Here is a 13,763-nt window from a genome sequence, read left to right as displayed (position 1 = left end):
CACTACAATTGAACGTACAAGCGCATTAAGATTTACTAATCACGATATTGGTAAGTGCCATCAGCATCAAGGGGTGTTTTTTTCTCATTTTCTCTAACATATACTCCATGATAAAGTAATCGCTAACGTTGCTGTCGATGCCATCACAGAGCAATGTGTATTTAAACCTGATAACGCCTATATAGCAGGTGTCATCATGATCAATAAGGTAATTGCATATGCTGTAATATAACTCCTGCGACTCTTTTTCGCCGAGCGCTATGCTTAACACATCCTCTACCGCTTTTTTAGCACTGTTTTTTAACATGACCCCATCAGTTAGAGAAAACAAACACTAAGAAGTACGGTTTTGGCTGCTATTGTTTGCTCTAACGTGTAAATTTATCTGCAGCAGCAGCTTTAACTCCACTAAAATCTGGGCTGCTTTATAATTCAAAAACATATAATGCATGACCAGCACCGGGTGTTGTTACGATGTTAACCGCTCGTGCTAAATTTTACCTTCTCCATCATTCCGTTATAGGTTCCCCGTACATCCCGGTGCAGAGGCGCTTTAACCCGGTTTGCTTCCCTGCTGCTACACAATTTAATGGCAATTCAGAAACCGGTACACAGCACGATTGCATTTGCGGCTGTTGCCGAGGGTCGAGTCAGGCAAATAAGGGCAAAATCAACTAAAGCAGCTGTGGATAATGTGTGTATAAGCAGCTGTTGACAGGCCCAGGCGCTAGGCTAAATACAGCATTCGCGTACTAATTATCAGGCATATACAACAAGACGCGCCACACCTGCTTTGTGTAAACGTGTAAAATTTGTCCACATTCACAGATCGCGTGCACACGTTACCTATATTTGTAACAGTACAGACCTCTACAAAAGACGAGTAGCATGCAGCAGACAGAGACAAAAACAGGCCTTCACAGGGGCGAGACGATAAAAGAGGCCATCAAAGCAAGTGGAGTGGCCGTAGGTGTGGTAGCCGAAAAGCTAGGTATCAGCCGCAAAACGCTTTACAATAAATTCAAAGAATCCAGCATCCCGTATAGCTTTATCCTCAAATTGGGTGAGGTAATCCACCACGATTTCGCCAATGAATTCCCGCATTTGGGTAAAACTGTAAAGAAAGAGGCTCCCAAGCCTCAGGCACCTTCCAGCAACAACCTGCTGCTGCCATTCGATGGAGGCCCCCAGGAGCCTTACAAACCCAATAACATGAAAGAATGTGAGCAGGAACTTGTAAAGCTGCAGCAAAAATACATCGCGCTGCTTGAAAACTTTAACGAACTGCTCCTAAAAACCTCCCAGAGCAAATAAGTCAGAACGCTACTCTTCTCAAGACAGGAATTCAATTTTGATTCAGTAGTACGCGAAATGGGGTCCGGGAGTCCATTAGCTTACGCCGGAGTGCTTTCAGTCCTCCCCGCCATTTGCAATTTCACCATGGCTCTTTTTGGTTCAACCCAAAAAGAGCCATGGTTGGCCAGTTAGAATCATTCCTGGCTGTGCTTCACGTGCTGCGCAAGCACCTGCCGCACGGTTGTCCACGCCATCTCCGGGTAGCGGTTATTGTCCAGCGGCTCTAGTTTAGCTTGGCCGCTGAACATGTCGCGCAGGTACTGCATGCCCTGCCAGGGCGGAAATACCTCCTTACTCTTTGGCATGAGCAGGCGGGTAGCCTTGATCATGGTTCCGAGCGTTCCCAGCCCCCCCACGCGGAACAGGCGGAACTCCTTGCCCGTGGCCTCGCTTGCGGCCTCTACCAACCCGCGGGCGCTAAGCGTGTCTCCGGCAATGCGCAGGTAACGCGGGGCGGACGGATCCAGGGCGGCGGCGGCGAAAGCAGCCGTGTCGCTGACCGTCGTGAAGTCCAGCGGCTGGTCAGCGTCCCCCCAGTAGATTACCCGCCGGAGCGGGAAAAGAATAAGCGGGGCCTCTCCCGTCAGCAGGTCCGTGAACATGCCGTTGAGCACGGAGGTGGCCGCGATCGGCGCGCTGTCGAGGCGTTCACTGAACGCCAGGCGGAGGTCTAGGTTGCGGTTGCCGCCCCGCTGGAGTTTAGTGAAATCTATCGCGAAGTCAGAGGGGATAAAGCGGGGCACCCCTGCCTCCACCGCCGCATGCAGCAGCACCCGCTGCGCCTCCAGGATCACTTCCTCCAGGCCCGAAAGGGCGGAAATTACGCAGTCCCCTCCCACGCACGCTTTGGCGAGTTCAGAGACACTTTTGAAATCAGATATAACTATTGCGGCGCCATGGGCCTGCAGTGCCGCTACCTCGTCGCGGGCGCTGCCCGGGCGAACGATCGCCCGCACGCTGGCTCCCCGCCCGAGAAGTGACCGGGCGATGCGCCCGCCAAGGTTACCGGTGGCCCCGGCCAAAATGACGGTCTGCCCGTTCAACGATGTATTGTTGTCTTCTGCCATGCTTGTTTTTCAAAAATTTCAACCACAACAGCGTAACCAAGGATAATGTTACCAATTTTGGCTGCTTCTGCAAAACAAGAAAGCGTCGTGCAAACCCAAGGGGCAGCAGGCGCGGCTCCGGCCCTCGTTTTACGGGAGTTGAAGAGGAACCAGAACCCAGTAAGGACGAGGAAAAAGTTCAGACGCCTGAGATGCTATGATATGGTGCTCAACATAACAAAACTCAAAGGTGATCGACTCTAAAGCCGTCATTCAAGCCTGCGAAAGCAAAAGAGGGACGAGAGGTTCGTTTCTTGAAGGACTTAGCCACACGTTAAGAAGAAAAAGAAGAGGCGCTTCAAGTAGCCATATGTCTACACTTTACAATGCGGAAGACCAACACTTCACCATTATCCTAAATCCTTTATATATAGCTGCTCAATAATTATAGCGTCCCTTGAGGGATTTGTCTTCGTTTCTCTGTTGATTTAACTATCATGGAGTCAAGGATGCACGCGCTGCCATTGGCCTCTTCATCAGGCCAATGCTTGTCCTCAGGCCAGGCGCCTTCGCGCCATGTTTCGGATAACGCGCCACATGACCGGTGGGCTCATTAAACTGGCCGGAGGCGCGATCATGTTCATTACCTTAAGAAACGCCGCCCCGATGGCGGAATCCTGGTGAGTTGCCCGGTGCACCTGGTCTATATAGGCGTTGATGAGGTCCGTGCCGGGTGCTTTCTCGCCCCTGGTCTCCGGGAAGCGAAAGTCCTCGCCCACGGCTGTCCTCCAGGGGTTCGCAACAACCTTCGCTACCTGCCTGAAATAAGGCTTTCGAAGCCCCAGCAGGCTTGGCCGCTCCTGCAGCAGTTTGTCCAGTGCGGCTGCTTGCATGGCGGCGGAGGTCATGCCCTGCCCATATAGCGGGTTAAAACTGCACACGGCATCCCCCAGCACCAGGTACCCTTCCGGAAAGTCCTCCAGCTTTTCATAATGGCAGCGCAGGCTGAACGGGAATTTGTAGCTGAAGATGCCTGACAGGGGGGTAGCGTTGGCAATGATGTTATACACATCTGGCGCGGGCAGGCTTTTGGCAAATGCCATGAATCCCTCCTCGTCTGTTGGGGCGTGGTGACCATGCCATCCCCCCAGTGATACCATCCACCTTCCCTGCTCAATCGGAAGGGCACCGCCTGACCTGTATTCCCGGGGTGCTTCCGGTGTAATCAGTATCCAATCCTGGCTTCCGGGTTGGGCGGCATCGCGCTGGTAAATGCGCGTCGCGTAACCGGCGCCACAGGTAACGGTGCTCTCTTCGGCTTTGCTGTAGCCCAGTTCCTCCAGCCACTTCGGTGAGCGGGAGCCGCGCCCGCCGGCATCCACCACTAAATCGGCAAAGAGGTCTTGGGTCCCGCTGCCTTTGTCCGCCTGTGCTAGCCGTAAACCAACTATCCGGCTGTTGTTTTCGCCTGCCAGCAGCCCCTCCACAACACAGCTGTCCCTGAGGGTAACATTGGGGAGCGCCATCACCCGGCGGCGGATGTGCCACTCCAGAAAAGGGCGGCTTGTCACGATGCCTTTCATCCCGAATTCGAACCTGGCACGGTAGCCCCCGTAGCAAAACCACCGCATGCTCTGGCCCATATCCACGAAGGGGTTCCCCCCACTCTGCAGCCCTACCCCAAGGTCAGGGAAGTATTGTTCCATGATGTGCTGTCCTTGCGCAAGCAGGCCATGCAGGTGCCGCGTGTGGGCCTGCCCCTTGCGTGACTCCGGCACGTCCTGCACCGGGTCGCGCTCCAGGATCGTCACCTGCGCGAAGTGGTCACTGAGGATGCGGGCGGTCAGCAGGCCCGCCAGGCTCCCCCCGATCACCAGCGCAGAATTTCCATGCGTCCTGCTCATATCTGTTTCAGCCTTAAGCCGGGTGTGTTGATCATGCTGTATAGATTTATATAGAGGTGGCTGATCAAAATACTACTTTCTTTATTTCACCATCAAAGGTCATTCACCCACAACGGCCCCTTTGCGTCTGACTCCACCCCCAACGGCGCCGTCAGGCCGGAAACAAAGGCAGTGACCTTTGGCTTATTTTTTATGGGTCATCCACGTCCACCAGGTCAGGCAGGTACTCACAGCCTGTCGTGCAGGCAAGCAGAAGCAGAAAAAGGCAGGAGGAGAGTTTGTTTTGCATGGCATGTGCGTTTGGAGTAATGGCTTGCTTTTCTAATTCATCCTGGGTATCGCTGCGAACAGCGCGCCTGTATATACCCCTCTGCCGCCCTGGCCGACCTTGTCAGCGGGAATTGACGGCTATTATGCTGCACGGTTAGTTGGCACCAGCGGGGACAGTAGCACCACCGCTATCGTCTGGCTGCCATTGCCCACCAACTCTAATTGAATATTTACAAGTTAATTTATAAATTTAATCGCAAAAACTAAAAACCTCTGTTTATTTTGTTGTGAGTGGTAAAAAGACAAAGGTAAAAGCACTAAAACAGGCACCCGGGAAAACTGAGGAATGGCAGCTGTGGTTGCGCATCCTGGTTTCAGACTGGCCCCTGAAAGTCACCCCTGTATCTCTTTTTCTAACAGCAGTGGCAGGGCTTTTTGCCGGTGAGCCTGTAGGTGGTAGCGGGCGCCGCGCCAGTGGGGCGGCACTATAGCGGAGAGTCCGTATCTTGCGCTGGGAAACCGAAGAGCAGCACTCCGACTTCCCTTGGCGCGCATTAGTCTAAAGGAAGTTGTGCCAGGGCAGGAACAAAACGAGGCTTTTAGCGATGGTAGATATCTTAACAGAAACAGTAATCGACAGGCCGCTGGCTGAGGTCGCCGCATACGCAGCTAACCCGGATAACGCACCGGAATGGTATGAGAACATCAGAGCCGCCGTGTGGAAGACACCCAAGCCCTTGCAGGTGGGGTCACAGGTTGCCTTCACTGCGCACTTCCTTGGGCGCCAGCTTGCCTACACTTACAGGATCCGGGAGTATATCCCTGGCCAAAGGCTTGTCATGGGCACGGAGGAGGGGCCCTTCCCGATGGAGACAACATATACCTGGGAAGCCATCAACCAGCAGCAAACGCGTATGATGCTACGCAATGCCGGGGAGCCCGCAGGTTTCTCAAAACTGTTCGCCCCACTCATGGCAACGATGATGCGAAAGGCAAACACCAAGGATTTGAAAAGGATAAAGCAGATTCTTGAAAAGGAGCCTTTGAAATGAGCAGCAACCTACATCATTAGGCCCATGGATTTTGAAAGGATATGGGAGAAGAAAGATCATTTCACTGGGCCAGGCCGCATAAACGGGCTCTTACTTCCCTCTGTTGTTTCTCCCTTGCGTATATCACTAAGGTGATTGCTATATGTAGAAGGATGTATTATGCATTTCAAGGTGAATCCAGGAATGAGGCGGGTGGTGAGACGCTTCGTAAATCGCACTTTTTAGAGTACCACTTTTTTATATTCTTTCCTTCTCGTATTCCTTTGGGCGAAACTGCAGGGCGCCATGGGTACGTCAGCTTTCCAGCCTGTAGCAGCAGTTCAAGAGTGGAAGAACAGCATGACCTCGTTTTTTTCTGAATGCTATTTCCCACACACCCATTACCAATGCCTCCACCGCTCCTTTGGACCCGCACGAGGGGCGTGACCGACAAAGCATCGGCAACAATTGAATTCACACCGGGAGCTTGCCTCCTCAAAATACAAGTATATGCGCAAACGAATTATTCCTCAGGAACTTGAGCAGTCAGCCACAGACCGGCAAGGCTGGTTAGACCTGCAGCAACACGCCCTGGTTGAAGTAACCTCCGAACACGAGGCCCATCCCATTGAGGCTGCGTTCAAAGATGCAGCGCAGGGTGAGGCTGGCTGGAAAGCTTCGCAACCCGGAAAGCAGACCATACGCCTTCTCTTTGATGAGCCGCAAACGATCACCCGGATTAAGGTTCTGTTCGAGGAAAAAGACCGGGAGCGCACGCAGGAGTTTGTGCTGCGCTGGCTGCCTGAAGGGGAGCAACCCTACCGGGAGATTGTCCGGCAGCAATACAACTTCAGCCCCCCGCATGCCACGACGGAATTAGAGGAGTATGCTGTGGAGCTCCACGGGGTGAGTGCACTGGAGCTTAGCATCACACCGGATATAGGCGGAGGAAACGTCTGCGCCTCGCTTGCCCAACTACGCCTGCGCTGAAGGCTGACTGGCCTCGCCCTGAATAAGGTGGCCAGTGCTGGATGCTACATTGCTTATTTTCATTACATCCCCATGTACTCCTTACCCTCAGCTATATATAGTAAGTTACATGGCAAAGGAGACAACAGCTACGGGAGTGAAAAGCACATGATTTATAGCGCTGACCAGACAAAATTATTCACAAAAGCGTTTGCAGGATTGTGTAGGATGTTTAAACTTGAGCGAATTATATATAAAAGACAGTTAGCTTTTTAGAACTAACCATATAGCCAGCTCAGAAAACCCGGCGGGCAGGCAGCGCGCATCACAGGATTTAACATAAAATGAAAGAGGCATCAGAGTGGAGTGAACTAGAGGTCGCCGAAATCCAGGAGAAGTCAACACTCATCACGCTGAAGAACCTTCAGCCGCTGAAGATCCTCAACCCCGGCACCCACTCCGGCAGTTGTCACGCAGTATTGTCGACCTACGGCGGGGGAATGGTGTCCGGCGACAAGATCAGGCTCCGAGTTGCGTGCGGCAGAAACACCCGGCTCTTCCTGGGTACGCAGTCCAACACCAAAGTCTTCCGCTCCTCGGACGGTGCCGCCGCGGAGCAGTTCATCGTCGGGGAACTGGAGGAGAAAAGCCTGGCCGTTGTTTTCCCGGACCCGGTCGTGCTGCAGGAGGATAGCAGGTACAGGCAGGTGCAGCACTGGCATCTGAAGCCCGACGCACTCCTGTTCGTAGTCGACTGGTTCCACTCCGGCCGGATGGACAGGGGCGAAAAATTTGTTTTTACTTCTTTCCTTTCTGAGTTGAAAGTAAGTATAGCCGGCAAAGTAGTTTTACTGGACCGCTTCGCTTTCAGCCCTGCCGAAAACATCGCCGCCTCTCCCGCCAATTTCGACAGGTACCAGACCATGTTCTCGGCCTACCTGGTCGGTAATCCGGAAGAGGAGCGATTTATCCGGCTGGCAGAGAAGCTGCTGCAGCTCAAGATGGCAGAAGGAGCCTCCCCGCATTTCGACTTGGCGCAGCAAGCCGTTATCCTGTCTGCGTCGCGGGTGAAAGAGGGGGTTTATATCCTGAGAGCCATGGCCGAAAGCCGCATCGACCTGCTAGCGCTTTGTGACGCGCTTTTAACGGAACTGGCCACTGATTCATACCTGGGCTTTCATCCGTGGAAGCGAAAATACTAGGCTCCTATCCGCTATATATGGCTTTCAAGCAACCAGCCAGAAAAGGCCATTCGTCTATCTCCTATCCTCCCGCACCGACAGAAGCGCCTGTTCTTTTGCTGCTTTGATATGCCCGATGATCCCGTCGAGGCCATGCCCGTCCAGGGCTCTGGCGAAGATGAACGGCCCTTCCCCGCGCATTTTCCTGGAGTCCCGCTCCATCACACCCAGGTCTGCCCGCACGAAGGTGGCCAGGTCTATTTTATTGATCACCAACAGGTCAGACTGCGTGATGCCTGGGCCACCCTTCCGGGGGATCTTGTCGCCGCCGGAAACATCGATCACATAAATCGAATAATCTACCAGCTCCCGGCTGAAGTGGGCGGCCAGGTTGTCGCCGCCGCTTTCCACAAACAGGTAATCCAGCTTATACTGGAAGCGGGACATCAGGCCCTCCAGTGCATCCATGTTGAGCGAGATATCCTCCCGGATGGCGGCATGGGGGCACCCGCCGGTCTCCACCCCTACGATCCGGTCTTCACTCAGGGCGCTCTCCCGGACGAGGAACTCCGCATCCTCCCGCGTGAAGATATCATTTGTCACGACACCCAGTTCATGCTCATTCCGCAGCCGCTCGCAAAGCGCTTTGAGCAACGCCGTCTTGCCTGTGCCGACCGGGCCACCAATGCCGACAGTGAATGCTCTTTTCCGAAAGTTGCGGTAAGAAGGCAGCTTTCGGGTGGCACGCTCCCTGTAATCCCCCGGTGAGTCGTATAGATCGTGGGTGTGGCCCTGGAGCAGGAGGGCTAACTTATCTACAAATGCCATAGTCTTTGAAAGGGGGAAGTATGCCTGCTAATCAGACAGGCAAGGTGTAACATAATTTTGTACGCCATATATAAGTAGCCGGGATTTAGTTTGAGAGTTTAGCAATTTTGACTCAATCACAAATAGAGATATATAAACAGACACTTCGTTGGTTTTACGTTAGTCATTTTACTTTTGCAGTTTCTTGTATATCCTAAGTTGCTATATATAATTCTGCTGAGTGAAAACCCACCCCTACTCCTCCCAAGAGGGGAATAAAAATTCCGTTTGTGAAAAATTCCCCTCCTCGGAGGGGCGGGGGTGAGTCATGTTTCGACTTTGTAAGTATAGCGCAACTTGAGTTATATAGCTATAGGATCTTTAGTTCTGAAACAACTTTGAGTATACCTCCTCGTGCAGGACCTGCGAGACATCCAGCATATAGGCTGACCTGAAAGCGTCCGCATATTCCTTCTCCGCATGCCCGGCCATCAGGTTCTCAAAGATCGCGTAGAAATCGTGCTGCAGCCTGTGCCCCTCCATCGGGCCGACAAAGCCCAGCCGAATGGCGGCGCTCAATTGGTCGCGCAGGGCCATGTGCAGGTACATTTCCTGCACCTCCGGCAAAGCAAAGCCGGCACGCTTCAGGCACAGCGCAAAAGCTAGCACGAAGTGCAGCGGGATTCCCTGAGCCGTAAACCAGTCCGCGACCGTTCCCATGCCTGCCTCCGGGTAAAAAGACGCCAGCAACCGGAGCCAGTTTTTAGCCTGCACCAGGCTCGCCCTGTGCAGGGCAGGCACCAGCATCATGGCATCATAGGCCTCCGCCATCGCGCCCAGTGCAGCGTTCAGGTCGGGCTGCGCCAACCTGTAGCAGGAATTCATAAAAGGAAACTCCATGCTCGTAACCTGCTGCAGATAAGCGTATAGGTAGTTTCTCAGCTGAAACTGGTTCTTAACCAACCCGAATGTGATGCTGCTCTCCAGCCCATAGGAATACGCGAATGCGCCCGTCGGAATCGAGGAATCTATCAGGTGCAGCAGGCGGGCAAATTTTGACATGGGCCAAAAGATTCAAAGGGAGTTTTAGTTATGGCACTTGAAACTTGATTTAAACGCCGGGGAGAAAATGTGCGGCAGCGGCCGTTGCTGCCCGGGCTTTCCGGCTACTGATATACCCATCATACCCTAAAACAGGTTATATAGCTGTGCCAGCGGAAGCTTGTCGGCCGGTGCGCAGGTGATATGCTCTCCGTTCACAGTCACTTTATACGTTTCCGGGTCCACGTCTATATCCGGCAGGTAATCGTTCAGCGCCATATCCTTTTTCGACACACTGCGGCAGTTCTTCACCGCCACCACCTGCTTGTGGAGCCCGTAATGCTGTCTGACGTGCTCCAGGGACGCCTGCGAGACAAAGGCCATCGACGTCTTCCCGACAGCAGAGCCGTAGGCACCGAACATAGGCCGGGAGAAGGCTGGCTGCGGCGTGGGAATAGAGGCGTTGGCGTCTCCCATCTGCGACTGCACGATAATCCCCCCCTTGATCACCATCTCCGGCCTGGAACCGAAGAAGGCCGGTTTCCACAGCACCAGATCGGCCAGCTTACCCTGTTCCACAGAGCCTGTTTCTTCCGAAAAGCCGTGTGCCCGGGCCGGATTAATGGTATACTTGGCTATATAGCGCTTCACCCGGAAGTTGTCGGCGTTGTTTCCTGCCGCCTCATCCTCGGGAAGTGCCTTGCGCTGCACTTTCATTTTGTGGGCCGTCTGCCAGGTACGGGTAATCACCTCCCCCACCCGGCCCATGGCCTGGGAGTCGGAGGCGATGATCGAAAGCGCGCCCATGTCGTGCAGGATGTCCTCGGCGGCAATCGTCTCGCCCCGGATGCGGCTCTCTGCGAAGGCCACGTCCTCCGGAATGTTCTTGTCCAGGTGGTGGCATACCATGAGCATGTCGAGGTGCTCATCGATGGTGTTCACCGTGAAAGGCCGGGTCGGGTTCGTGGAGGAGGGGAGCACATTCGGTTCGCCGCAGATCCTGATGATATCCGGCGCGTGGCCCCCTCCCGCCCCCTCGGTATGGTACGCATGGATGGTTCTGCCTTTGAAAGCGCGCGTGGAAGTCTCCACAAAGCCGCTTTCGTTCAGGGTGTCGGTGTGGATGCACACCTGCACATCATACTGGTCGGCAATACGCAGGCAGGTATCGATGGCGGCTGGAGTAGAGCCCCAGTCTTCGTGCAACTTGAACCCCAGCGCGCCAGCCTCCACCTGTTCGATTAGCCCTTCCGGCCTGGAGGAGTTGCCTTTGCCCAGAAAACCAAAATTCATCGGGAAAGCCTCGGTGGCTTTCAGCATCATCTCGATGAAAAAAGCGCCCGGCGTGCAGGTGGTGGCATTGGTGCCGGAAGCCGGCCCGGTGCCGCCGCCGACCATTGTTGTTACGCCGGAGGCCAGGGCCTCCGGAATCTGCTGCGGGCAAATGAAATGGATATGGGCGTCTATGCCGCCGGCGGTCAGCAGGAGCCCTTCGCCGGCAACCGCTTCCGTGGTCACGCCTACCACCATCCCTGGCGTAACGCCCGGCATAATGTGCGGGTTGCCTCCCTTCCCGATGCCTGCGATACGACCGGCCTTTATCCCGATGTCGGCTTTATAGATGCCCGTGTAGTCGATCACCAGCGCGTTCGTAATGATCATGTCCAGCGCCTCGGCCTGCGGAATGCCGGCCGCCTGCCCCATGCCGTCGCGCAACACCTTCCCTCCCCCGAACTTACACTCCTCCCCATACACACAATAGTCTTTCTCCACCTCCACCACCAGGTCGGTGTCGCCCAGCCGCACCTTGTCTCCCACGGTGGGGCCATACATGTCTGCATAAGCACGCCGGTCTATCTTACTGCTCATAGGTTATATATTTTGTGTGATGGAAGTATTGGTTTCCCTGTTAGCTGGTATGCAGAAAGCCTCCCGCCTTTGCCTTCGCCAGGGCGTCTGCTTTGCGCTGCTCGTCCAGCGCCCCCCCGATCAGGTTATTGCCGCCATATACTGTTCGCTCCCCGGCCAGTGCGACCAGCGCAACCTTTTTGCGCTCGCCCGGCTCGAACCGGACAGCAGTGCCCGCCGGAATGTGGAGGCGGAAACCAAAGGCTTTCTCCCGGTCAAAATCAAGGGAGGCATTTGTCTCGAAGAACGGATAATGCGAGCCCACCTGCACGGGCCGGTCGCCCATGTTGGTTACTTCCAACTCGATCGTTTCGCGGCCATCGTTCAGGGTCAGTTCCCCGGAGGCAAGCACATACTCCCCTGGGTTAGGATCACCGAGGTTATCCGGTCCCTGCAGGGCCTGTGTTCTGGTCAGGCCCGTTCCGTACAGCGCCAGCTCCGGGGAACCCTGCTCCCGGCAAACCGGGTGGTGCACCGTCACCAGCTTCGTGCCATCCGGGAAAGTGCCCTCCACCTGCACCTCGTGAATCATACCGGCCACGCCCTCCATCACGTCCGCCAGCCCCAGTAGCTTTTTGCCTTTGTCCATCAGGGTGGCCACCCGCTCCCCGTCGCGTATAAACTCCAGCAATTGGGTCGCGATGAGCGCCACGGCTTCCGGATAATTCAGGCGCAGCCCGCGGGCATACCGTTTCTGGGCCACAAAACCGGCGTTGTGGAGTACCAGCTTGTCAATGTCTTTGGGAGAGAGGTGCATCGTGGAGTCGGGTTGGTCTTAAAAAGTATGTTACGCTAAGAAACAAGGGCACTTCGTGGCTTTTGCAGCCGTATAAACTGCTACTCCAAAGAATATCACCCCGTTGCCTTGTGTAGCCCGCAGGGGGCGGACAGGGCCAGCTAACCAACCACATCATATACCATCCAGCCTCCATACAGGATACAGACAACAGAGGATATGAGCACAATGATTGTCCGAAAGACTCTGCTGATTTTCATGCGCCTGGTAAACGGGATACTGAGCAGCCCGGCGGCCAGCAGCATCCCGATAACAGAGCCAATGCCGAAGACCAGCAGGTAGGTAATGCTCAGCAGCGCGTCACTCATTTCGCTCATCACCAGCAGCACAAGCGCCCCGCTTCCAGCCAGGCCATGCACTAGGCCCAGGGTGTAGGCCAGCCCATGCTGGTAACGACCGGGGGTGACATAGCGCGTCGTTTTGGTAAAGTTTCCTTTGTTGGCCAGCCTGCTGACACCCATTATGATCAGCATTGCCCCCACCACTGCCTCAAAATAGCCTGAGGTAAGGAAGGTGGCCCTGCTCAGGATAATCACAGCCCCTACCACCACAATGGTAGTGGTATGGCCCAACCCCCAGAACAAGCCGTCCTTAGCGGCCAGCAGCACGCTATTCCTTTTGGAGACAATGTGGCTAATGGCCAGCAAATGGTCTGCCTCGAACGCATGTCCGACACCTACCAGGGAAGCGAAAAGTATGGGTAAGAATGCTTGCATGCAATGCTCTATTATCTTTAGCTATCCAAAATGCTGTCAATGCAGCGCTTGCTCCCGATGAAGGGGAACCATCGCGTTATATATGTAAACGCGTGTCGCTTCGCCTGCAACCTCATGTATGTCTGGAAATCCATTCCCCACCTATGTGCTTCAGCCTGTACAGGGGGTTCCTTACGCTAAAACAAGTACCCATACAAGCAGCTATCGGGCAAAGCCCCGGCCTTCCCAGGTTCCTATATGCCCCAGCGTAGTCAATATCTTACGAACCGATATAGAAGCGCCGCCTGACGCATCCATGACTTACCCATCCCGCCTCGCCAACCAAACTACTTTTTTAAGTGCTTTCAGAACCACAAAATCAGCACAATACCATTTGCTGTATTTGCAATTAATATAAATTATCAATACAAACAAAACATATTTTCACAATACTATTAATAATTCAGCAAATAAAACGATCAGGTATTGCGATTTCAGAACTCAGATACTTCAGCAAAGTATCCAGGCATTTCTGCTGAAAAATAGTAGCTAAAGCCTGAAGAGATATAAACGCAGTAGCTTTCGCGCTATATCAACATCAGTTGGTCAGAAACAGAAGACCGGAGAAGAGAAAGGGCAACTTCCCGGGTTAAGAAGGTGTAAGTAGTCTGGTAGTTCACAGCAGCAACTTTCCAGTGGTTGGGGAATGAGAGTTGGCACTTTGATGCAGCTGCTATACTGGTGTGGGTGTAACGCACT

The 13,763-nt window shown here is 54.1% G+C and carries 11 protein-coding genes; 4 read left to right on the top strand and 7 right to left on the bottom strand.

Annotation, left to right across the window (positions count from 1 at the left end):
• Positions 1-888: 888 nt before the first annotated feature.
• Positions 889-1,314, top strand: a complete 426-nt coding sequence (locus ABD920_RS08535) for a helix-turn-helix domain-containing protein (RefSeq protein ID WP_345158293.1) — start codon at positions 889-891, stop codon at positions 1,312-1,314.
• A gap of 176 nt (positions 1,315-1,490) precedes the next feature.
• Here the strand turns inward: ABD920_RS08535 and ABD920_RS08530 are convergent, their stop codons facing one another.
• Both ABD920_RS08530 and ABD920_RS08525 read right to left on the bottom strand, forming a co-directional pair.
• Positions 1,491-2,423, bottom strand: a complete 933-nt coding sequence (locus ABD920_RS08530) for an NmrA family NAD(P)-binding protein (RefSeq protein ID WP_345158291.1) — start codon at positions 2,421-2,423, stop codon at positions 1,491-1,493.
• Between the two features lie 533 nt (positions 2,424-2,956).
• Positions 2,957-4,306 (bottom strand): FAD-dependent oxidoreductase, encoded by a 1,350-nt coding sequence (locus ABD920_RS08525; RefSeq protein WP_345158289.1) that lies wholly within the window; start codon positions 4,304-4,306, stop codon positions 2,957-2,959.
• 875 nt (positions 4,307-5,181) lie between these two features.
• Here ABD920_RS08525 and ABD920_RS08520 point away from each other — a divergent pair.
• The 3 genes from ABD920_RS08520 to ABD920_RS08510 all read left to right on the top strand — a co-directional run bounded on the left by ABD920_RS08520 (position 5,182) and on the right by ABD920_RS08510 (position 7,778).
• Complete coding sequence (locus ABD920_RS08520; protein ID WP_345158288.1) at positions 5,182-5,628, top strand: SRPBCC family protein; 447 nt, start codon at positions 5,182-5,184, stop codon at positions 5,626-5,628.
• Between the two features lie 489 nt (positions 5,629-6,117).
• Positions 6,118-6,597, top strand: coding sequence for a hypothetical protein (locus ABD920_RS08515; protein WP_345158287.1), 480 nt, complete (start codon positions 6,118-6,120; stop codon positions 6,595-6,597).
• Between the two features lie 323 nt (positions 6,598-6,920).
• Complete coding sequence (locus tag ABD920_RS08510) at positions 6,921-7,778, top strand: urease accessory protein UreD (protein ID WP_345158285.1); 858 nt, start codon at positions 6,921-6,923, stop codon at positions 7,776-7,778.
• Positions 7,779-7,832: 54 nt separating this feature from the next.
• On the opposite strand, the gene ureG is transcribed toward ABD920_RS08510, so the two are convergent.
• The 5 genes from ureG to ABD920_RS08485 all read right to left on the bottom strand — a co-directional run bounded on the left by ureG (position 7,833) and on the right by ABD920_RS08485 (position 13,025).
• Positions 7,833-8,585 carry an urease accessory protein UreG gene (gene ureG, locus ABD920_RS08505; protein WP_345158283.1) on the bottom strand — a complete coding sequence of 251 codons (753 nt, stop codon included), beginning with the start codon at positions 8,583-8,585 and terminating at the stop codon, positions 7,833-7,835.
• 360 nt (positions 8,586-8,945) lie between these two features.
• Positions 8,946-9,626 carry an urease accessory protein UreF gene (locus ABD920_RS08500; protein WP_345158281.1) on the bottom strand — a complete coding sequence of 227 codons (681 nt, stop codon included), beginning with the start codon at positions 9,624-9,626 and terminating at the stop codon, positions 8,946-8,948.
• Between the two features lie 126 nt (positions 9,627-9,752).
• The gene (gene ureC / locus ABD920_RS08495; RefSeq protein ID WP_345158279.1) at positions 9,753-11,474 is read right to left on the bottom strand and encodes an urease subunit alpha; all 1,722 of its coding nucleotides are present in this window, start codon (positions 11,472-11,474) and stop codon (positions 9,753-9,755) included.
• A 40-nt stretch (positions 11,475-11,514) separates the two neighbouring features.
• Positions 11,515-12,270 (bottom strand): urease subunit beta, encoded by a 756-nt coding sequence (locus ABD920_RS08490; protein WP_345158277.1) that lies wholly within the window; start codon positions 12,268-12,270, stop codon positions 11,515-11,517.
• Between the two features lie 140 nt (positions 12,271-12,410).
• A complete protein-coding gene (locus ABD920_RS08485; protein ID WP_345158276.1) occupies positions 12,411-13,025 on the bottom strand; it encodes an urease accessory protein in 615 nt (204 codons plus the stop codon).
• Positions 13,026-13,763: the final 738 nt, after the last annotated feature.

Origin of the sequence: Pontibacter saemangeumensis, assembly GCF_039541895.1 — a bacterium.
Lineage (GTDB): Bacteria > Bacteroidota > Bacteroidia > Cytophagales > Hymenobacteraceae > Pontibacter > Pontibacter saemangeumensis.
The sequence above is the reverse complement of the archived record's forward strand: the minus strand, read 5'-3'. Positions and strand labels throughout refer to the sequence as shown.